At 72.5% G+C, this 19967-nt stretch carries 17 protein-coding genes; 3 read left to right on the top strand and 14 right to left on the bottom strand.

Going from position 1 to position 19967, the window contains the following annotated elements; translation table 11 throughout:
- Positions 1 to 63: 63 nt before the first annotated feature.
- The 5 genes from ACWGN5_RS04860 to ACWGN5_RS04840 all read right to left on the bottom strand — a co-directional run bounded on the left by ACWGN5_RS04860 (position 64) and on the right by ACWGN5_RS04840 (position 4199).
- A complete protein-coding gene (locus ACWGN5_RS04860) occupies positions 64 to 486 on the bottom strand; it encodes an ATP-binding protein (protein WP_453511323.1) in 423 nt (140 codons plus the stop codon).
- Positions 487 to 629: 143 nt separating this feature from the next.
- Complete coding sequence (locus ACWGN5_RS04855; protein ID WP_453511321.1) at positions 630 to 1115, bottom strand: (deoxy)nucleoside triphosphate pyrophosphohydrolase; 486 nt, start codon at positions 1113 to 1115, stop codon at positions 630 to 632.
- Between the two features lie 40 nt (positions 1116 to 1155).
- Positions 1156 to 1335 carry an SPOR domain-containing protein gene (locus ACWGN5_RS04850; RefSeq protein ID WP_093874257.1) on the bottom strand — a complete coding sequence of 60 codons (180 nt, stop codon included), beginning with the start codon at positions 1333 to 1335 and terminating at the stop codon, positions 1156 to 1158.
- A 155-nt stretch (positions 1336 to 1490) separates the two neighbouring features.
- A complete protein-coding gene (locus ACWGN5_RS04845; RefSeq protein ID WP_453511319.1) occupies positions 1491 to 3269 on the bottom strand; it encodes a purine-cytosine permease family protein in 1779 nt (592 codons plus the stop codon).
- Positions 3270 to 3446: 177 nt separating this feature from the next.
- Positions 3447 to 4199 carry a GntR family transcriptional regulator gene (locus tag ACWGN5_RS04840; protein WP_453511318.1) on the bottom strand — a complete coding sequence of 251 codons (753 nt, stop codon included), beginning with the start codon at positions 4197 to 4199 and terminating at the stop codon, positions 3447 to 3449.
- 212 nt (positions 4200 to 4411) lie between these two features.
- Here ACWGN5_RS04840 and ACWGN5_RS04835 point away from each other — a divergent pair, with 212 nt between their 5' ends.
- Positions 4412 to 5743: a glycoside hydrolase family 18 protein gene (locus ACWGN5_RS04835; RefSeq protein WP_453511316.1), complete on the top strand. Its 1332-nt coding sequence runs from the start codon at positions 4412 to 4414 to the stop codon at positions 5741 to 5743.
- Between the two features lie 170 nt (positions 5744 to 5913).
- Here ACWGN5_RS04835 and ACWGN5_RS04830 read toward each other — a convergent pair whose 3' ends face one another.
- On the bottom strand, positions 5914 to 6990 hold the full coding sequence (locus ACWGN5_RS04830) for a DUF4190 domain-containing protein (protein ID WP_453511314.1): 1077 nt from the start codon (positions 6988 to 6990) through the stop codon (positions 5914 to 5916).
- A 260-nt stretch (positions 6991 to 7250) separates the two neighbouring features.
- Complete coding sequence (locus ACWGN5_RS04825; protein ID WP_453511313.1) at positions 7251 to 8819, bottom strand: S8 family serine peptidase; 1569 nt, start codon at positions 8817 to 8819, stop codon at positions 7251 to 7253.
- Between the two features lie 195 nt (positions 8820 to 9014).
- On the opposite strand from ACWGN5_RS04825, the gene ACWGN5_RS04820 reads away from it, so the two are divergent.
- Positions 9015 to 10166, top strand: coding sequence for a threonine synthase (locus ACWGN5_RS04820; RefSeq protein WP_453511312.1), 1152 nt, complete (start codon positions 9015 to 9017; stop codon positions 10164 to 10166).
- Between the two features lie 10 nt (positions 10167 to 10176).
- On the opposite strand, the gene ACWGN5_RS04815 is transcribed toward ACWGN5_RS04820, so the two are convergent.
- The 3 genes from ACWGN5_RS04815 to ACWGN5_RS04805 form a co-directional block, all read right to left on the bottom strand.
- A complete protein-coding gene (locus tag ACWGN5_RS04815) occupies positions 10177 to 10659 on the bottom strand; it encodes a cupin domain-containing protein (protein ID WP_453511311.1) in 483 nt (160 codons plus the stop codon).
- A gap of 167 nt (positions 10660 to 10826) precedes the next feature.
- Positions 10827 to 11579 (bottom strand): DUF4232 domain-containing protein, encoded by a 753-nt coding sequence (locus ACWGN5_RS04810; protein ID WP_453511310.1) that lies wholly within the window; start codon positions 11577 to 11579, stop codon positions 10827 to 10829.
- Positions 11580 to 11697: 118 nt separating this feature from the next.
- Complete coding sequence (locus ACWGN5_RS04805) at positions 11698 to 14343, bottom strand: BTAD domain-containing putative transcriptional regulator (protein ID WP_453511309.1); 2646 nt, start codon at positions 14341 to 14343, stop codon at positions 11698 to 11700.
- A 273-nt stretch (positions 14344 to 14616) separates the two neighbouring features.
- Between ACWGN5_RS04805 and ACWGN5_RS04800 the strand changes: the two genes are divergently transcribed.
- A complete protein-coding gene (locus ACWGN5_RS04800; RefSeq protein WP_453511308.1) occupies positions 14617 to 15372 on the top strand; it encodes a response regulator transcription factor in 756 nt (251 codons plus the stop codon).
- A 45-nt stretch (positions 15373 to 15417) separates the two neighbouring features.
- Here the strand turns inward: ACWGN5_RS04800 and rfbH are convergent, their stop codons facing one another.
- From rfbH to ACWGN5_RS04780, 4 genes are read right to left on the bottom strand one after another with little or no spacing between them, the layout of a single operon-like run.
- Positions 15418 to 16722, bottom strand: a complete 1305-nt coding sequence (rfbH, locus tag ACWGN5_RS04795) for a lipopolysaccharide biosynthesis protein RfbH (protein WP_453511306.1) — start codon at positions 16720 to 16722, stop codon at positions 15418 to 15420.
- Positions 16719 to 17765, bottom strand: a complete 1047-nt coding sequence (locus tag ACWGN5_RS04790) for an NAD-dependent epimerase/dehydratase family protein (RefSeq protein ID WP_453511305.1) — start codon at positions 17763 to 17765, stop codon at positions 16719 to 16721. The genes rfbH and ACWGN5_RS04790 overlap by 4 nt, the downstream gene beginning before the upstream one ends.
- Entirely contained in the window at positions 17755 to 18738 is a 984-nt protein-coding gene (gene rfbB, locus ACWGN5_RS04785; protein WP_453511303.1) for a dTDP-glucose 4,6-dehydratase, read from the bottom strand. The genes ACWGN5_RS04790 and rfbB overlap by 11 nt, the downstream gene beginning before the upstream one ends.
- A complete protein-coding gene (locus tag ACWGN5_RS04780; protein ID WP_453511474.1) occupies positions 18735 to 19844 on the bottom strand; it encodes an acyltransferase family protein in 1110 nt (369 codons plus the stop codon). The genes rfbB and ACWGN5_RS04780 overlap by 4 nt, the downstream gene beginning before the upstream one ends.
- Positions 19845 to 19967: the final 123 nt, after the last annotated feature.

Below are 19967 nucleotides of genomic sequence, written 5' to 3'. Positions count from 1 at the left end.
CCCGATCACAGGGTGGTCTCGTTCGTCCCTCGCCGAGTACCGGTGATCGTTGTCCCACCCTGTTTACTCACCAGGGAGAGCCAGCTCGAACCATACGGTTTTGCCGGTCCTTCCTCTACGGGTTCCCCAGCGGCGTGCGGAACAGGCCACCAGACCGAGGCCGCGACCCCCTTCGTCCTCGGGTCCCGGGGCCCGCTCCGTGGGGGGATCCGGAAGCGGATCCGAAACCTCCACCAGGAGCGCCGGCGGGTGCGCCGGGTCGGCGGCGCCGGTGCGGGGACGGACGAGGCGGACCCCGATGGGGCCGGAGGCGTAGCGCAGGGAGTTGGTCACCAGCTCGCTGACCAGCAGGACGGTCACATCACCGAGGGCCTTGTCGAGCTCCCAGGCACGCAGGGTCTCGCGCACCGCGTGGCGAGCCGTGCGCACGGCGTTCGCTTCCGCCGGGAAGTTCCACTCCGCGCGGTCGCCGTCGGTGTCGATCACACCCGATCACTTCCCCAGCCGTGCGTCAGCAGGAAGGTCCATGCCCCCTCCCAAGGGGTCATTCTGGACATACCCGCTATTTGGGACGGGATATCCCGCCGGGGGCGTCAGCGGGCGCACGGTGGCACGAACGGCGTAGGGACTCAGTCGCGCGCTCCGTCGACGGGCGCCGCCGGCAGTCTCAGCGCGGCCTCGGCGACGGCGGGGCGGTCCTGGTCGAGCCAGTCGACCGAGTCCAGCTCGTGCCGGGAGAGCCAGCGGAGCTCGTCGTGGTCCTCCAGGGGGCGCGGCTCGCCGGAGAGCAGCCGGGCGGTCCACACCCGCAGGACGTATCCGGGCTTCAGCGGCCACTCGCCGGGGATGCGCTCGCCGGGCTCGACCTCGACGCCGAGCTCCTCCCGGAGCTCTCGGACCAGGGCCTCCTCCGGGCTCTCGCCCGGTTCGAGCTTGCCGCCGGGCAGCTCCCAGCGGCCGGCGAGCTCGACGGGGGCGCTGCGGCGCGCGGCGAGCAGCCGCCCCCGGTCGTACAGGGCGCCCGCGACGACGACCACGACGCCGGCTCCCTGGCCGGGGCCGGCGTCGCGGTGGGTCTCGTGGGGCGTGGCGGGGTCGGTGGTGCGTTCCGTCATGGGCGCGAGCGTAGCCCGGCCCGGCCGGTGCCCGCCGGGGTCAGAGGGCGGGGCTGCCGATGCGCTCGACCCAGTAGAGCTGCTTGTGGCCGCGGTCGTCGAGACTGTCCGCGATCTTCTGGGCTTCGTCCTTGGTCGCGTACCGCCCCACCCGGTAGCGGTTGCCGTTGTCGTCCTGCCGTATGACGAGCCAGGGAAGGACGGGGCCGCTGTCGGTCATCAGGCTTCTCCCTCCGCCGGTCCGGGCGCCGCTAAGGATCTCCGGGAAACCGCAATCCGCATATGCCGGAGCTTACGCCTGACCTTCACACAGCGGATACGGGTTTTCACAAAGAGGCACGGATCGGCCGGGAACCGTCGGAGGGAGGCTGAAGGTCACACCCCGGGCGCCGCCGCGGGGACGGTGGGCACCGGCATGAGGACGGGCCCGCCCGCGGCCTCGGGGTCCTTGCGGCAGACGTCCCCGCAGGTGGCGTCGAGCGAGCAGCAGAGGGAGCAGACGGGGCCGGAGCGCACCGGGCAGTCGGCGATGTCGGGCAGTTCGTAGGCCGTCTCGCACTCCGCGCAGGTGTGGGTCGCGCGCTCGTCGGCGACCTCGGCGCCGGGGCCGTTCACGGTGTTGGGGCGGGCCAGGTAGTAGCGGCCCTTGGTGGCCCAGGCGATGAGGGGGCAGAGGAGGACGGCGAGGCCGGCGGCGATGAAGGTGGAGAAGGCCTCGGCGTAGGTGCCGAAGAGACCGAAGAAGGCGAGGATCGAGACGACGGAGGCGATGACCATGGCGCCGAAGCCGGCCGGGTTCACGGCGTACAGGTAGGCGCGCTTGAACTCGATGTACGGGGGGCTCCAGCCGGCCCGCTTGTTGATGACGAGGTCGGCGGCGACGGCGGCGATCCAGGCGATGCCGACGTTGGAGTAGAACCCGAGCAGCTTGTTCAGGGCGGCGAACATGTTCATCTCCATCAGCGTCAGCGCGATGGCGAGGTTGAGGAAGATGTACCAGACGCGCCCGGGGTGCCGGTGGGTGACGCGGGAGAAGAAGTTCGACCAGGACAGCGAGCCGCTGTAGGCGTTGGTGACGTTGATCTTGATCTGGGAGACGATCACGAAGAGCGCGGCGGCGGGCAGCGCGAAGGTGCCGAGCCAGGGCCTGAGTGCCTCGATCTGAGGGGCGATCGGCTCCAGGGCGTGGGTCTTGCCGACGGCCTCCAGGGCGACGAAGGCGAGGAAGGCGCCGCCGAGCTGCTTGGCCGCGCCGATGATCACCCAGCCGGGGCCGGCGGCGAGCACGGCGAGGTTCCACCGGCGCTTGTTCGCCTCGGTCTTCGCGGGCATGAAGCGCAGGTAGTCGGCCTGTTCGCCGATCTGGGCGATCAGGGAGAGCGCGACGCCGGTGCCGAGGCCGAAGCCGATCCACGAGAAGCCGGCGCCGGCGCCCTCCGTACCGCCGAAGGAGGCGAAGGCGCCCCAGGCGTCGGGGGCTTCGAAGGCCAGTACGGCGAAGGGCAGCACCAGGCCGACGAGCCAGATCGGCTGGGTCCAGGCCTGCACCTTGGCGAGGGCGCCCATGCCGCGGAAGACGATCGGGATGACGATCAGGGTCGTGACGAGGTAGCCGATCTCCACCGGCAGGCCCACGGCCTGGTGCATGGCCTGGGCCATGATCGAGCCTTCGAGGGCGAAGAAGATGAAGGTGAAGGAGGCGTAGATGAGCGAGGTGAGCGTGGAGCCGAAGTAGCCGAAGCCCGCGCCGCGGGTGATGAGGTCCATGTCCAGGCCGTACTTCGCGCAGGCCCGGGCGATGGGGATGCCGGTGAGGAAGATGAGCGCGGCGGCGGTGAGGATCGAGGCGAGTCCGCTGCCGAAGCCGTAGGTGAAGACGATCGAGGCGCCGATCGCGAAGTCGGCGAGGTAGGCGATGCCGCCGAGCGCGGTGCCGGCGACGGTCCCGGGCGACCAGCGGCGGAAGGAGTGCGGGGCGTACCGCAGGGAGTAGTCCTCGCGGCTCTCGTCCGCGGCCAGCCTGGCGTAGCTGCGGCGGGGCCCCGCGGGCGGGACGGCCTCCGCGGGCGGCGGGGTGGCCTCCGCCGGCGCCTGAGCGGCCTGGGAGGGGCCCCCAGCCGGCTCCGGGGTGGGTGGGGTGAGCGTGTCCGTCATGAGGGTTCCTGTCGTCCGACCGGGTCGCGGGTACGGACGAGGAAGGTAGGAGCCGCGCGTGTCGAGGGCCGACGGAACGCGGTTGCCGGGCGGTTACGCGAGTTGACGCCCCGTTAACTCCGGGTCACACCTCCCGGACACCCGGCCCCGCTGAACGGTCGGCGGCCCGACCCGGTGTCACCTCACCGGCAGGTGGTAGGCGATGCGGTAGCGGTCGGCCGGGACGACGACGTCGGCCGTCTCCACGGCGCGGCCCGAGGCGTAGTACGTGCGCTCCACGACCATGACCACGTGTCCCGGCACCCCGCCGAGGGCCAGGAGTTCCTCGGCGAGGCCGGGCCGGGCCCCGACCTCCTCCACCACGTTGTCCACGACCACGTCGATGGCCGCCATGCGCTCGACGACGCCACAGCCGCCCAGCGGGCCCTCCTCGGGCAGCATGACCGGCGTCCGGCCGGTGACGGCGAGCGGCTCCCAGGAGGTGGAGACCATCATGGGCTCGCCCCCGTCCCGGTACACGTACCGCGTGCGCATCACCCGCTCCCCCGGCTCGATGCCGAGCCGCTCGGCCACCTCGACGCTCGCCGGCTCCTGCTCGCTGCGCGACTCCCAGGTGCCGCGGGCCCCTTCGGCGGCCTGCTCCTGACGGAAGGGGCTGGCGCCGGACGCGGGACGGTAGCCGGAGCGGGCGATCGGCCGCGGGACCGGACGCTCGCGCACATAGGTCCCGGAGCCCGAGCGCCCCTCCACGAGCCCCTCGGCCATGAGCACCTTGCGGGCCTCCAGCGCGACGGTGTCCGACACCCCGTACTCCTCGCGGATGCGTGCCTGCGAGGGGAGGCGGGTATGCGGCGGAAGCGAGCCGTTGGCGATCTTCTCCCGCAGATCGCTCGCCACGCGCAGATAGGCGGGCTGCTCACCGAACGTCACTGGACACTCCCCTCAGGTTGACTGACAGCTACAGCCTGACAACCGTCGGTCGCGATCCGCAAGCATGGGCCAGAGTTTCACTCGAAGTGATGACGATCTCGGCTACCCGCGGTCACCCCCGAACGCTTCCCCCGCACCTCTTGCGCTCTATTGGTCCAGACCAATAAGTTCCTGCCCGCACGCTCCATCCCGCCTCGCACAGGAACGAGCCCATGCGCCCCAGAGCCCTGACCAAGCTGACCCTCGGCACCGCCGCCGCGGCCGCCCTCGGTCTCCTCGCCACCCTGGCCCCCGCCGCCGACGCCCACCCGCAGCCCCCGCACACCCGGACGCTCAAGCGGATCGGCTACTTCACCCAATGGGGCGTCTACGGCCGGAACTTCCAGGTCAAGGATCTGCAGACGAGCGGCACCGCCGCCAAGCTCAGCCACATCAACTACGCCTTCGGCGTGGTCGGTCCGGACGGCAGGTGCCTCATGGGCAACGCCCCCGGCTCCGACCCCTGGGCCGACTACGTCCGCCCCGTCGACGCCGCGAACTCCGTGGACGGCGTCGGCGACACCGCCGACCAGCGCCTCGCCGGGAACTTCAACGAGCTGCGCGAACTGAAGGCGCAGAACCCCGGCCTCAAGGTCATGATCTCGCTGGGCGGCTGGAGCGGCTCCGCGCACTTCTCCGACGCGGTCCGCACCGAGGCCGGACGCAAGGCCCTCGTCGCCTCCTGCATCGACACGTACATCAAGGGCAACCTCCCCGCCGACGGCGCCCGCGGCGGCGCCGGGGCCGCCGCCGGTCTCTTCGACGGCGTCGACCTGGACTGGGAGTGGCCCGGCTCGGAGGGCGCCCCCGGGAACGCGGTCCGCCCCGAGGACAAGCCCCACTTCACCCAGCTCGTACGGGAGTTCCGCACCCAGCTCGACGCCTACGGGCGCTCGCTGCCGCAGCGGAAGCACTACGACCTCAGCGCGTTCGTGCCCACCGCCCCCGCCAAGATCGACGCGGGCTTCGACGTCCCCGCGATCATGCGGGACTTCGACTTCGTGAACCTCCAGGGCTACGACTTCCACGTCTCCGGCGAGCAGACCACCGCCCAGCAGTCCGCGCTCTTCGCGAAGGACGACTTCAGCGTCGACCAGACCGTCCGCGCCTGGCTGCGGCGCGGCGCCCCCGCCCACAAGCTCGTGGTCGGCATGCCCTTCTACGGCCAGGGCTGGACCGGCGTGACCGGCGGCGGAGACGGCCTCGGTCAGCCGGCGGCGGGCCCCGCCCCCGCGACCTGGACGGCGGGCTCCGAGGACTACAAGCACCTGAAGAAGCTGGCCGATTCGGGGACGTACACGCTCCACCGGGGCGCGAAGAACGGCCACGCCTGGCTCTTCGACGGCACCACCCTGTGGACGTACGACGACCCCACCGTCCTGCGCACCAAGGCCTCCTACGTCCGGCAGCGCGGGCTCGGCGGCGCGATGGTCTGGTCCCTCGACGGGGACACCGCGGACGGCGAGCTGATCACCGCCATCGACCGGGGCCTGACCCGGCGCTGACCCTCCTCGCCCCCCATGAGCCGCGGACCGGTACCCCGCCGCTCACGGTGGTCCGGAACGGCGGTCGGTCACGGGCCGCCGTCCCCGGACGCCGTCTCCGGTCCGCACACGACGGGGCCGGGCCTCCCCCGGAGGGAGACCCGGCCCCGTTCGCACGCCCCGCGGCCGGTTCAGGCCTGGGTGCCCTCGCCCGCCGGGGGTGCGCCCGTCAGGCCGAGCGCGGTCCGCGCCTCCGCGCCGAGGTTCTCGGGAAGGGCCTCCCAGGCGGCGTCGTACGCCTCCCGGTAGGCGTCCGCGTCGGGGGCGCCGGCCAGCTTCTTCCACCGCTGCGAGGCCGTGTCGAGCTGCTTGCGGAGCACCGCGACCGGGGCGGCGGAGTCGCCCGGCCAGGTGTGCTGCCCCAGGCCCGAACGGGCCGCGTCGATCGCCACCAGAACCTCCGTGGCCCATTCCTTGTTCGAGGCGAGGTCCTCGTCCTGGTCCTCCTCCGGCTCCTCGTAGACGGCCGTCTCGATCGGGTTCACGACCGTCAGGAAGAAGCTCTGGTCGAGGTTCAGCGTGGTCTTGTCGGAGCGCACCGAGCCCGTGAACTTCCTGTTCTTCTCGCTGGCGAACACGCAGGTCACCGCACGGTCGCCGGCCCGCCAGCTCTCCTTGGTCGGCTGGTAGTAGTAGGTCCAGACGTCCATCGGGACCGCCCAGGTGTCCATCGCGTACGCCCCGTTGATCGTCTCGCAGCGCGCCCCCGCGAGGTCGTCCAGCGCGTCGTCGCCGGGCCACTTGTCGAAGCCGGTCACCTTGAACTCGCCGGTGACCTCGCCGTCGTGCGGGCGGTCGCAGTCGACGACCTTGACGTCCGTCGTGTAGTCCTCCAGCTTGCCGTCGCCGGTGAAGCACTGCCCGGTCCGCAGCGAGAACGTGGACCTGGCGGCGGCGGCCTCGTCCATGCCCTTCTTGAATTCGTCCAAGGCCGAGCCGAAGCCGCCGGTCGTGAGGCCGACGACGAGCAGCAGGGAGCTGAGGGCGGAGAGCACGATGCCGGCGATCGCGAGCCCCTTGCCCGTCTGGTCCTTCTTCTTGATCTGCGGCAGGGCGACGAGGCCGAGGATCAGACCGAGGGGCGGCAGGCAGCACACGATGCCGGAGACGAGGGAGGCGACGGCCAGGCCGTTGGTGGAGCGGCGCGGCGGCTGCCCGTAGGGGGTGGCGCCGGGCATGCCGGGCTGCCCGTACGGGGTGTACGGCATCCCCGGGGAGGTGTACGGGCCCGGGGCGGGCCATCCCCCGGTCTGGGGGCCGCCCCCGGGCTGCGGGGCACCCCCGGGCTGCGGGCCTCCTGCGGGCGGCGGGGTCGGCTGGCTCGGCTGGCTCGGCTCCACGGGTGCGTGCTCCTGTTGCGGCGGCGATGCGAACAAACGCTCGGTCGCGCATCGTACGGAAGGGGCGGCCGCCCGCAGGCGACCGCCCCCCCCCCTTGGATCAGGCGTGGATCCACATCAGGCATCGATCAGAACTGCAGCGCCCAGGAGTCGATCTTCCCGGTGTCGAGGTTCGCGTTGTCCGTGACCCGCAGCTTCCACGTGCCGTTCGCGACCTCCGAGGAGGCGTTCACGGTGTACGTGGTGTTGATGTTGTCCGCGCTGCCGCCGGTGCCGAAGGCCTTGAGCGTGTACGCCGAGCCGTCGGGGGCGATCAGCTGGACCTGGAGGTCACCGATGTAGGTGTGGACGATGTTCACCGGCACCTGGAGGGCCGAGGGGGCGTTGCCCGAGACGCCGCTGACGGTGACCGGGGACTCGACGGTCGCGTTGTCGTTGATCGCGAAGTCCGCGGTGTTCTCGAACTTCGGGCCGGGCGGGGTGGTGGTGCCGCCGCCGACGTACAGCAGCCGGTTCGGGGAGCCGGTGCCGGGGCTGGTGACGACGTTCGGGGTGGCGGCGTTCACGAGGGCCGTGGAGACCTGCGCCGGGGTCGCCGTCGGGTTGTCCGCCAGGTAGAGCGCGGCGGCGCCGGCGACGTGCGGGGTCGCCATCGACGTACCGGAGATGGTGTTGGTGGCGGTGTCGCCGGTGCCCCAGGACGAGGTGATGGAGGAGCCCGGGGCGAAGAGGTCGAGGCCGCTGCCGTAGTTGGAGTAGCTCGCCTTGGCGTCGCTCGACGTGGTGGCGCCGACGGTGATGGCCTCGGCCACGCGCGCGGGTGAGTGGTTGGCGGCGTTGTCGGTCTCGTTGCCGGCGGCGACGGCGTAGGTGACGCCGGAGGCGATCGAGTTGCGGACGGCGTTGTCGAGGACGGAGTCGACGCCGCCGCCGAGGCTCATGTTGGCGACGGCCGGCTTGACGGCGTTCCGCGTGACCCAGTCGATGCCCGCGACGACCTGCTCGGTCGTGCCGGAGCCGGAGTTGTCGAGGACGCGGACGCCGACGATCTTCGCCTTCTTGGCGACGCCGTACGACGTGCCCGCGACGGTACCGGCGACGTGGGTGCCGTGGCCGTGGCCGTCCTGGGCGGTGTTGTCGTTGTCGATGGCGTCGTAGCCGTCGACGGCGCGGCCGCCGAAGTCGGTGTGGGTCTTACGGACGCCGGTGTCGATGATGTACGCCGTGACGCCCTGGCCCGCGGAGTCCGGGTAGGTGTAGCTCTGGTTCAGCGGAAGGGCCTTCTGGTCGATCCGGTCCAGGCCCCAGGACGGCGGGGAGGGCTGGGTGCCGTCGATGTGGAAGACGCGGTTCTGGACGACGGACTTCACGGCCGGGTCGGCCGCGAGCTTCTTCGCCTGGGCCTCGGAGAGCTCGACGGAGTAGCCGTTGATCGCCGAGGTGTACGTCCGCTTGATCGTGGCGCCGAACTTGGCGGCGACGGCCCGGCCCTTGGCGGTCTCCGCCTGGGCGGACTCGTCGAGGGTGACGATGTAGCTGCCCGGGACGGTGCCCTCCGCGCCGGCGTTCTCGATGACGCCCTCGGGGGCGGTCGTCGCGGCGGCCGCCGGGAGGGCGGTGAGGGAGCCGAGGGCGAGGGCGGCGACGGCGATGGCCGCGGCGGTGGCCCGGCGGCGCGGTGCGCGCATCACTGACATGTGGGGGGTCCTCCTCGTGGGGGTAAGGCAGGAGCTCGACGTGACGGTGCCAGGAACTTAGGCATGGACATGTCAATGCGACACGGGAGGCCCGTGCCGTCTCGAACGTCCGGCTGCCGAGCGAAAGATTGACTGATCCATAGGAATCCCACAAGAGCCCGCACAACTCCGCAACACCCGTGTCACACCGCTGACATGCTGGCCCTCATGACCGCCTACGAGTGCCCCCGCTGCCGGATCCAGTCCCCCGTCTCCGCCCTCACCTGGTGTTGTCCGAAGTGCCGAGGCCCCTGGGACCTCGCGTTCACGAGTGGGCCGGTCTCCCTCCCGTCACTCGCGTCACGCGTGAATTCCTTGTGGCGTTACGAGGAGGCGCTCCCTCCGCTCCCGTACGGGCCCGAGGTGAGCCTCGGCGAGGGCCGCACACCGCTCGTCCGCCTCACCGGCGACCTGGGCGCCGACCCGGCCACCGGCGCGGGCACCGGCGCGGTTTCGGCCAAGCTCGACTTCCTCATGCCGACCCTGTCCTTCAAGGACCGCGGCGCCGCACTCCTCGCCGCGCACGCCCGCCGCCTGGAGCCCCGCACGGTCCTCGCCGACAGCAGCGGCAACGCGGGCACCGCGATCGCCGCCTACAGCGCACGGGCCGGGCTCGACTGCGTCGTGTACGTCCCCGGCGGCACGTCCCCGAAGAAGCTGGAGCAGATCCGGGCGCACGGGGCCCGGGTCGTCGAGGTGCCCGGCGACCGCGAGGCGACGGCCCGGGCTGCGCGCGAGGCGGCGGACGAGCGGGGCGTCTTCTACGCCTCCCACGTGTACAACCCGTACTTCCTGCACGGCACCAAGACCTACGTGTACGAGCTGTGGGAGGAGCTCGGCGGACGCCTCCCGGAAACGATCGTCGTCCCCGTCGGCAACGGCACCCTGCTCCTCGGTGCCGCCCTCGCCGTCGAGGAGCTGTACGGCCACGGGCTCGTCGAGCGCCGGCCCGCGCTCGTCGCCGTCCAGGCGGAGGCCGTGTCCCCGCTGGCCGCCGCCTTCCACGCGGGCGCGGAGGACCTCACCGGGCCGGCCGCGGCGCGCCCCACCCTCGCCGAGGGCATCGCGATCCCCGCCCCGCCCCGCGCCCGGCAGATCCTGCGGGCGGTGCGCGCGTCGGGCGGTACGTTCCTGACGGTGACGGAGGACCAGATCCGCGCCGCCCAGCGGGACCTGGCCCGCCGGGGCCTGTTCGTGGAGGCGACCGGCGTGGCCTGCTGGGCGGCGGTGAGCGCGGCCCCGCCCCGCCCGGGGCTCACGGTGGTGCCGCTGTGCGGGGCGGGCGCGAAGACCGGCCTGGTGCCGTGAAGCGCGCGCCTCAGTCCGTCCAGAACGTGTCGTGCTTCAGGAAGAACTCGGCCCGCTCCTCGTCCGTCATGGACGCGAACTCCGTCATCTTCTCGAAGTACTCCTCGCGGGGCGCCCCCGGCGCGAAGAGCATGAGCATCGAGGCGTCCTCGTCGGAGTCGTTGCGGAAGGCGTGCAGCCCGCCCGTCGGGACGTACAGGCAGTCGCCCTTGACCGCGTCCACCCAGCGCTCCCCGTCGTAGAGCCGGACGGTCCCGTCGAGCACGAAGAAGGTCTCCGAGATCGTCCGGTGGAAGTGGGTGGCGGGCCCGCCGGCCTTGGGGGTCATGTCGACGCGGTAGAGACCGAACTCACCGCCCGTGGAGGCGGTGGTGGCCAGATAGTGCGTGCGGGTCCCGTTGGGCGCGGTGAGCTCGGCGGGCGTTCCGGCGGGCCGGTAGGTGGCGCTGATCTCGCCCTTCTCGCCGTGGTAGCGGGGCTCGGGGTAGGACATGGCAGCTCCGTTTCGTTCCCCCCGGCGACCGCCCTGACGGCCGCTCAGGTGGTACGGGAACGCGTGGTCGCGCGGGGGTGTTCCCCGGCCGGCCGCGCCCGGTGCGGCGTCACGGACGGCCGGTCCCGTCCCTGACGCCGCACCGGGGGCGCTCACGGGCGTACGGATCAGAACTCGTCGGCGCCGTTGCGGAGCTCGTACGTCCAGTAGCCCGTCTTCGCGGCGGCCTCGTCGACCGCGAGGCCGCCGGCGGGGGCCTTGACGACGATGCTGCCCTCGGCCGGGCCCTCGGCGGCGAAGAGGTTCACGTTGAACTCGTTCACGACCTTGTTGTCCTCGTGGACGCCGCCGAGCGCGATCCGCACGTTCGCGTAGGCGGGCCGGCCGGCCTCCAGGACGATCGGCGTGGCCGGCTTGCTCTTCGCGACGGCCGGGACGTCCTTGGCGGTCTGGATCGGGCCGAAGGCGATGAGCGGGTACTCCAGCAGGGTGCACGAGCGGCCGGAGGTGTTGGTGGCGGTGAGGGTGATGTGCTCGGTCGGGACCTCGTCCGCCTTCGCCGCCGTGACCTTGATGTCGCCGTAGGCACAGGCGGGGGCCTTCGCGGAGCTCTTGCCGCCGGACGCGGAGCCGGTGGTGGAGCCGCTCGTCGAGCCGGCCTCGGAGCCGCCCGTGGAGGCGGACGAGCCGCCCGTGGAGCCCGAGCCGCTCTTCGTCGCGGCCTGGTCCGCCGTGGCACCGCCGGCGGTGGCGGTGGCCGCGCCGCTGTCACCCGCACCGACGCTGACCGGGGCGGAGCTCGCGCTGCCCGCGTCCTTGGCGCCCGTGGCGCCGTCCCCGCCGCCGCAGGCGGTGAGGCCCAGCGAGAGGGCGGCGATGGCGGCGGCGGCCAGGACGGTGTTCTTGCGGTGGTTGCGCATGGTGGTACTCCCCCGTTGACGCGTTCGTCCGACGCGTGCGGTCCACCCGCGCCGGGGCACCTCGCTCGGTGCCGTGAACCAGCTTCCCGGCCCCCGCTGCCGTCCCGCTTGCGTACCGCTAACGATCCGCTGACAGGCGCGAGAGGTGCGCCGCCGCCCGCGCCGAACCCTCCGTGAAACCGGCCGCGTCGGCCGCGACGATCGCCCGTTCCAGCTGGTCGGCGGCCTCGTCGAGCCGGCCGATACCGGCCAGCGCCTCGCCCAGGGTGATCTGCAGCGAGGCCCGGATGACGACCGCGTCGGGCGCGACCAGTTCCCCGGCGCGAAGGGTGTGCGCGAGTGCCGCCTCGAAGTCCTCCGCCTTCACGCAGTGGCCCGCCAGGTGCTGGAGGGTCAGCACCTGGGTGGAGGGGTGGCCGGTGCGGTCGGCGAGGTCGACGGCGTGCAGCATCAGCAGCCCGGCCCGCTCGTGCTCCCCGGTCGCGTCGAGCACGGCGGCGTAGTTGATGTACGCGATCGCCTCGCTGATCGGGTCGCCGGCCCGGGCGGCCAGGCCGGGCGCCCTCTCCAGATGGACCAGCGCCTCGGCGTCGCGGCCCTCCTCGTGCAGGATCCAGCCGAGCAGGGCACAGGTGCGCGACTGGGCGTCGAGGTCGCCGATCGCCTCGGCCGAGGCGAGCCCGGCCTCCAGGAGCGGGGTCCAGCCGTCCCCGATCCGCATGAGCATCAGCGGCCACGGCACGAGCGCGAGCCGCCAGGCCCGGTCGTGCATCCCGAGGGCGGCCGCGGCGGCGACCGCGCCCTCCAGGGCGGGGCGCTCGGCGGCGTACCAGTCGAGCGCCGCCGTACGGTCCTCGAACTCCCGGGTGGCGGCGGGCCGCCGGGCGTCGGCGGGCAGCGTGTAGCAGGGCTGTGAGCCGGGCTCGGCGGCGGCGTCGGCCGCGAGGCCCGTGTAGAGGTAGAGGTCGATGAGCCGGGGCAGGCCCTCGGGGTCGGCCTGCGGGGCGAGATGGCGGGCGTAGAGGCGCACCAGGTCGTGCGGCGTCCAGCGGCCGGGGACGGCCTCGGTGAGCAGGTGGGCGGCGGCGAGCCGGTCCAGGTCGGCGGAGGCCTGCCCGGGTGTCGTCCCGGCGAGCGCGGCCGCCGCGAACCGGTCGAGGTCGGAGCCGGTGTGCAGGCCGAGCGCGCGGAACGTCCGGGCGGCGGACTCCGGCAGCTGCTGCACGGTGAGGCGGAGTGCGGCGGAGACGCCCCGGTCCTCCACGTCGAGCAGCGCGAGCCGGCTCTGTTCGTCGGCGAGTTCGCCGACCATCGCGTCGAGCGTCCAGTGCGGCCGCTCGGCGAGGCGGGCGGCAGTCACCCGGAGGGCGAGCGGCAGGCCGTCGCAGAGCCGGGCGAGCCGGGTGGCGGCGGCCGGTTCGGCGGCGACCCGGTCCGCGCCGAGGACGGTGGAGAGCAGGGCCGCCGAGGCGGCGGGCTGAAGGTGTCCGAGGGGCACGGGGCGGGCGGCGTCGGAGGCGATGAGGCCGCCGAGCCGGTCGCGGCTGGTGACGAGCGTCGTGCACGGGGCGCCGCCGGGCAGCAGCGGCCTGACCTGCTCGGAGGAGCGGGCGTTGTCGAGGACGACGAGCAGCCGGCGCCCGCTGGTGAGCGAGCGGAACAGGGCACCGCGCGCGTCGACGGTCTCCGGGATCCGCTGCGGCGGGACCCCGAGGGCGAGCAGGAACTCCCGCAGGACGGCGGCGGTCTCGGGCTCCTGGGTGTCGCTGAAGCCGCGCAGGTCGGCGAAGAGCCGTCCGTCGGGGAAGTCGGCGCGCCGCTCGTAGGCCCAGTGGACGGCGAAGGCGGTCTTGCCCACCCCGGCGGGCCCGGTGACCAGGCAGACCGGGCCTTCCCCGGCGCGGACGGCGGCGTCGAGGGCGGCGAGTTCGGCGCCGCGCCCGGTGAAGCCGCGCGGGGCCCGCGGCAGGCCCTCGGGCGCCGGGGCCCTGACCTCGGGGGCGGGGCGGGCCGGGGAGACGGGCTCGGCTGAGCGGAGCAGCGTCGCGTACGCCTCGCTGAGGGTCTCGCCGGGGTCGACGCCCAGTTCCTCGGCGAGCAGCCGCCGGGTCCGGTGGTACCAGTCGATGGCGTCCGACTGGCGGCCGGAGCGGGCGAGCGCGAGCATCAGCGCGGCGGCGAGGGACTCGCGCAGCGGGTGGGCGACGGCCTCGGTACGCAGGACGGCGGCGGCCCTGCCGTGCTCGCCGAGCTGCCCGTACGCCTCCGCGAGGGCCTCCACCGAGGCGAGCCGCAGCTCCTCCAGGCCTCCGGCGGCGGCTTCGAGGGGCCTGCTGTGCACGGTTCCGGTGAGCGCGGGCCCCTGCCAGTACGACAGCGCCTCGCGCAGCATCCGTACGGCGTCGGCGGGCCGGCGCTGCACCCCGGCGAGCCCGACGAGCTCCTCGAAGCGGTGGGCGTCCACGAGCGATTCCGGCATCCGCAGGACGTACGCCGTTCCCTGGGTGGCGAGTTCGACGCCGTACGCCTCGGCGCCGTGCTCGGCGAGCAGGGCGCGCAGCCGCGAGACATGGCCCTGGAGGACGGTCTTGGCGTGGGTGGGCGGCTCCTCCTCCCACAGGGCGTCGATCAACTGGCCGACGTTCACGGCGCTGTTGGGGCGCAGCAGGAGCATGGCGAGCAGACTGGACCGCTTGGCGGGCCCCAGGGCTACGTCCCCGTCCTCCGTCACCAGCGCGACGGAGCCGAGCAGCCGGAACTCCACCTGTATACCTCCGCGATCCTCTCCCCCATTTTCCGAGGAGTCGAGGATACGTGGGCGAGGGGACCGTCCGCGCCGGGGCGGGGCGACGACCGGCCGCTGCGCCCGCGACGAGACCACGGTCACACCACGTCGACCGGAAAGTTGTCCAGAAAAGATCGACGGCCGCGAAATATCCGCGCAATCCTCACGTCACCGCAACCCGCCGCTCTCTTTTACAGAATGGCGAAGCGGAACCCCGTGTACATCACAACTCACCTGTGTAGACTGTTTTGCGTGAGTGAAGGAACGGTCACGGCAGGCATTCCGTATCAATTATCCGTCAATACCGAGCCCATTCGACCGCAGGCACAGGCCGAACACAAAGCCACCCGCGTACTCTCCGTGGAGAGCGCGTCCCACGACGCCGATCTGCTCATCCAGGGACTGCGCCGGCACGGTTACGAGGCGGAGCACGCCCGGACCGGAGCCGAGGCGCTCCAGGCCTACCGCGGCGCGGACGTCCTCCTCGTCGACCTCGACCTTCCGGACCTGGACGGCATGGAACTCTGCCGGAGCATCCGCGCCCTCTGCGACGTCGCCCTGATCGTCGTCACCTCGCGCGACACGGAACTCGACCGGGTCCTCAGCCTGCGCGCCGGAGCGGACGATTTCATCGTGAAACCGTGCAGCCTGACCGAATTGACGGCCCGAATGGAGGCCGTGCTGCGCCGGGTGCGGCTCCAGTCCTCCGCCCCGGACGACGTCATCGCGGTCGGCTCGCTGCACATCGACCACCGCTCCCGGGAAGTCCGCCTCGACGGACGGTACATAGAGGTGACCCGGAAGGAATTCGATCTCCTCTATCTGCTCGCCTCGCGGCCGGGCAGTGTTTTCTCCCGGCGGCAGATCATGGCCCAGGTGTGGAGCGATCCCCGGGCGAAACCCGGCCGGACCATAGACACGCATGTGAGCAGTCTGCGCGGCAAACTCGGCTCCAGCCGGTGGATCACCACCGTACGCGGTGTCGGTTTCCGTTTCGGAAGCTCCTGATTTCCCGTCGGGGCGCCGCCCTGCCGACGCCCCGGGAACGCGTCATCAGCCGCGCGCGGCCACGAACTCCTTGATCGAGGCGACGACGTAGTCCAGCATCTCGTCGGTCAGCCCCGGGTACACCCCGATCCAGAAGGTGTGCTCGGTGATGATGTCGCTGTTCGTGAGCTCGCCCACGATCCGGTGCGGCTGGTCGATGTAGGCCGGGTGCCGGGTCAGATTCCCCGCGAAGAGCCGGCGCGTGCCGATCTTCCGGTCCTCCAGGAAGGCCACGAGCTCGGCCCTGCTGTAGGCCGCCTCCGGGTCCACCGTGAGCACGAAGCCGAACCAGCTCGGGTCGGAGCGGGGCGTCGCCTCCGGCAGCAGCAGCCCCGGCACGCCGTCCAGGCCGTCCCGCAGCCGCCGCCAGTTCCGCTTCCGGGCGTCGATGAAGTCGTCCAGCTTGGCCAGCTGGGTCAGCCCCAGGGCCGCCTGGATGTCGGTCGCCTTCAGGTTGTAACCGACGTGCGAGAAGATGTACTTGTGGTCGTACCCGGCCGGCAGGGTGCCCATCTGGTACTGGAAGCGCTTGAGGCACTTGTCGTTCTCGCCGGGCTCGCACCAGCAGTCCCGGCCCCAGTCCCGCAGCGACTCCACGATCCGGGCCAGGCCCAGGTTCGAGGTCAGGACGCAGCCGCCCTCGCCCATGGTGAGGTGGTGCGCCGGATAGAAGCTGACGGTGGTCATGTCGCCGAAGGTGCCGGTGAGCTTCCCGTCGTAGAGCGAGCCGACCGCGTCGCAGTTGTCCTCGATGAGGAACAGGTCGTGCTCCTCGGCGAGCTGGGCGATCTCCGTGACGGGGAACGGGTTGCCGAGGGCGTGCGCGATGATGATCGCCCGGGTCTTCGGGCCGATCGCGGCCGCCACCCGGTCGGCCGTCGCGTTGCAGGTGGTGAGGTCGACGTCCACGAAGACGGGGACGAGACCGTTCTGCAGGATCGGGTTGACCGTGGTCGGGAAACCCGCCGCGACGGTGATCACCTCGTCGCCCGGCTTCAGCCGCCGGTCCTCCAGGACGTGCGAGGTGAGCGCCGACACCGCCAGCAGGTTCGCCGACGAGCCGGAGTTGGTCAGATGGGCCTTGCGGCGCTTCAGGCGCCGGGCGAAGGCCGACTCGAACCTGCGGGAGCTGCGCCCGGCCGCGATGCGCATCTCCAGCGCGGCCTCCACCAGGGCCGCCCGGTCCGACTCGTCCAGCACCGCGCCGGACGGCCAGATCTCCGTGGTGCCGGGGACGAACTCCCGGACCGGGGACACCTCCTGGTGGTACTTGCGGACCTCTTCCAGCACGAGTTCCTTGCGGTCGCTCACGGTGATTCCTCTTCCATGTCGGATGCGTGGGGAGTGACGCCGAGCGGCGGACGTCCCTGCTGAAGTACGGGCGCGAGGAGATCGCGCAGTGAGTCGTCGAGGGGCCGGCGCGGACGCCAGCCGAGGAGCCGCTCCGCACGGCCGACGTCCAGGCACTGCGAGGCGACATCGGTGCGCGAGGCCGGCCCTTCGGCGTCCTCGACGACCGGCACGTCGACCCCGCTGAGCGCCACCATGCGGTGGATCAGCTCCCGCATCGGAACCGCCTCGCCGCGGCCGATGTTGAGGACGCGGCCGGAGACCGCGGCGGCCGGTGCCGTGGCCGCGGCGAGGACCGCGGCGACCGTGTCGCCGGCGTCCACCAGGTCGCGGGCCGCGCGCAGCGGCGGGAGGCGCAGCTCGGCGGGCTCGTCGCCGCGTGCGACGGCGCGCGCCGCCTCGCCGAGCTCGGCCGCGACCCGGCCGAAGAGGCTGCCCTCCGGCACCCCGGCGCCGAGCACGTTCGCGAGCCGGAGCACCACGCCGTCGACACCGCGCCCGGACGCGGCGCGCAGCACGGCCCGTGTGCCCTGGAGCTTGGTGCGTCCGTACGGGGTGACCGGGGCCGGCTCGTGGTCCTCGCCTGTCGCGGCGCCCGCCGCACCGGCCCCGTACTCGTGGACGCTGCCGAGCTGGACGAGCCGGACCGGCGGGCCGGGGTGTCCGGCGAGCGCCGTGACGAGCCGCTCGACCAGTTCGGCGTTGCCCTCGGCCATCTGCCGCTCGTCGGCCCGCCAGGCCCGGCCGGCCGCGTTGACGACCACGTCGGCGCCGGTCGAGGCGAGGAGCCGGGCGATCTCGTCCGGCGCCGCCGCGAGCAGATCGAGGCGCAGGGCGGCGGGCCCGCCCGTACGGGAGACGGCGTGGACCCGTGCGCCGCGCGCGGCGAAGCCCTCGGCGAGGTGCCGGCCGAGGAACCCGGTGCCGCCGAGGACGACGACGGACAGCCCGGCGACGGGCCGGGCGTCGGAACGCACGGCCGCGGGACGGGCGTCAGTGCGCACGGTCGGGACCCTCCTTGACGGCCTTCCACCAGTCCGGGTTGTCCCGGTACCAGGCGACCGTCGCGGCCAGGCCCTCCTCGAAACCGGTCAGCGGGACGTAGCCGAGCTGTTCGCGGATCTTGGACTCGTCGAGCGAGTAGCGCAGGTCGTGGCCCTTGCGGTCCGGGACCCGGCGGATCATCTCCGCGCCCGCGCCGGTGAGTTCGAGCAGCTTCTCGGTGAGGGCGAGGTTCGTGTACTCGTTGCCGCCGCCGATGTTGTAGATCTCGCCCGCCCTCCCCCGGTCGAGCACCAGGTGGATGCCCCGGCAGTGGTCGTCCACGTGCAGCCACTCGCGGACGTTGCGCCCGTCGCCGTACAGCGGGACCTGCCGGCCCTCCAGGAGGTTCGTGACGAACAGCGGGATGAGCTTCTCGGGGTGCTGGTGGGGTCCGTAGTTGTTGGAGCAGCGCGTGACGGACACGTCGACGCCGTGGGTGCGCCAGTACGCGCGCGCGACCAGGTCGGACGAGGCCTTCGAGGCGGCGTAAGGGGAGTTGGGCGCGAGCGGCCACTCCTCGGTCCAGGAGCCCTCGTCGATGGAGCCGTACACCTCGTCCGTGGAGACGTGCACGACCCGCTCCACGCCGCTGTCCCGTACCGCGTCGAGGAGGGTCTGGGTGCCGAGGACGTTCGTACGGAAGAACTCGCCGGCGCCGTCCAGGGAGCGGTCGACGTGGGACTCGGCCGCGAAGTGGACCACGGCGTCGTGGCCCGGCACGAGGGCCCGCATCAGCTCGCGGTCGCAGATGTCGCCGCGGACGAACTCCAGGCGCTCGTGCGCGGCGGGCAGGTTGTCCCGGTTGCCGGCGTACGTCAGCTTGTCCAGGGCGGTGACGTGGGCGCCCTCCCAGCCGCTGTACGCGTCGGCGAGCAGCCGGCGGACGAAGTGGGAGCCGATGAATCCGGCCGCTCCGGTGACCAGGATCCTCATGCCGCGACCTCCGTGCGGGTGTGCCTCTGGGGTGTGCTGAAACGTCGGACGAGGGGCATCTCCACGTACCGGTGGAGCAGCCATGCCACGCCGAGGGAGACGACGAGGGCCGACGCCATGTAGGCGGCGACCATCGGCACCGAGCCGAAGGGGCCGTGCAGCACCTTGGTGTTGAGGGCGTAGAGCACCAGGTGGTGGACGAGGTAGAACGCGAACGACACGTTGCCGAGCAGGACCATGGTGCTCGACGACAGGAACGAGGGGCGCCCGGCGACGTCCCGCTGCGCGGCGGCGACGATGAGCAGGACGCAGGAGACCAGCAGGGGTGCCCGCTGGCCGAACAGCCACGGGCTCTCGGCCGCCCAGACGTAGCAGGGCACGAAGGAGACGAGGACCCACGGCAGGCTCGTGCGGGGGAAGTGGCCGGAGGTCACCAGGAGCGCGGCGAACATGCCGGCGAAGAAGTCGCAGAGGCGGCCGAGCGGCAGCACGTACGCGAACCACGTCTGGAATCCGGCCTGGTTCGGGGCGCCCACGAGCTCGCCGGCGCCGGCGGGCAGGACGTAGGCGAGGACCGGTACGAGGAAGGCGAGGGCGACGCTGAGGGCGAGGCCCGTCCAGGCGGCGCCGCGGCCCAGGCGGCGGAACCTGCCGATGACGAGTGGGAAGACCAGGTAGAACACGGCCTCGACGGCGAGGGACCAGCCGGGCGTGAGGACGCTGAAGTTCACCTCGGGGTTCGGCGCCCACACCTGGAGGAAGGTCGCGTAGGCGAGCAGGTCCTGCCAGCGGACGCCGAGGTCCCACAGGAGGAGCGTCGCCGCGGCCCCGGCCACGTAGTACAGCGGAAGGATCTTGACGAAGCGGCGGCGGTAGAAGCTGCCCGCGCGGTCGCCGGGACGGGCGGACCAGGTGAGGACGAAGCCGCTGAGGACGAAGAAGAACGCCACTCCGAGGCTGCCGGCCTGCCCGACCCAGGCCTGGAAGGCGGCGCCGGTCTCCGGGTCGGCGAAGGTGGGGAAGATCAGGCTCGCCGAGCCGATGAGGAGGAAGGAGGAGTGGGTGACGAAGACCGCGAGGGCCGCGAAGAAGCGCAGTCCGGTCAGCGAGTCGAGCCGGGCACGGCCGGCGGCGGGCGGCGCCCCCCCCCCGGGGGCCCCCCCCCCCCCCCCGGGGTCGCTTGTTTGCGGTGTGAATGTAGATTAAACAAAACAGCGGAAAAAGGCGCG

Source organism: Streptomyces sp. NPDC055815 (assembly GCF_053616475.1).
This window is presented reverse-complemented; position numbering and strand designations above follow the sequence as displayed.